General features: G+C 70.8%; 1 protein-coding gene. It reads left to right on the forward strand.

What is annotated here, in order from left to right:
- On the forward strand, positions 1 to 848 hold an 848-nt coding region (locus tag AQI88_RS42435), incomplete at both ends, for an IS701 family transposase (protein WP_107118821.1).

The following is an 848-nucleotide window of genomic DNA, read 5'->3' on the forward strand; positions in this document are numbered from 1 at the left end:
CGCCAACTGCCAGGTCGCGGTCAGCATCCACGCCGCCACCGACACTGCCTCCTGCCCACTGCAGTGGCAGCTGTTCCTGCCCAAGGAGTGGGCCTCGGACATCAGCCGCAGGACCCTCACCCGGATCCCGCCCGAGGTCACGCACCGCGAGAAGTGGCGCCTGGCTTTGGACATGCCCGACACACTCGCCGCCTGGGGCATGACGCCGCCGGCCGTGGTGGCGGACGCCGCCTACGGCACCAATGCACACCTGCGGGCCGCACTGTCCGACCGCGGAATCGACTACGTGCTGGCCGTCCGAGCGGATGTGACCGCCCACCCGTTCGACGCGCAGCCCGTGGCCCCGGTCCGTCATGGGCCCGTCGGGTGCTGGCCCCAGCCCCGCTACCGCGACCCGGCACCCTCGGTGGCGGCGCTGGCCGCCGGCCTCGGGCGCGATGCATTCACCCCAGTGACCTGGCGGAATGGCTCGCGAGGAGAGTTACGTTCCCGCTTCGCCGCCGTGCGTGTCCGCCCTGCGGGCAAGGCCGTCGAGCGTCCGGTCAAAGCCGCAGCCTCGGCCGAACAGGGCTGGTGGGACGGGGTCCTGCCCGATTGCCGGCTGCTGGTCGACTGGCCCGAGGGAGCCGAGGCACCGACCGATTACTGGCTGTCCAACCTTCCCGCCAGCATTCCGATCGTCGATCTGGTGCGCCTGGCCAAGGTCCGCTGGCGCATCGAGCACGACTACCGCGAACTCAAACACGGCCTGGGCCTGGACCACTTCGAGGGCCGTTCCTGGCCCGGCTGGCACCATCACGTCACCCTCGTGACCGCCGCTCACGCCTTCCTCACCGAAGAACGTCTGG

Source organism: Streptomyces cellostaticus (genome assembly GCF_001513965.1).
GTDB lineage: Bacteria > Actinomycetota > Actinomycetes > Streptomycetales > Streptomycetaceae > Streptomyces > Streptomyces cellostaticus.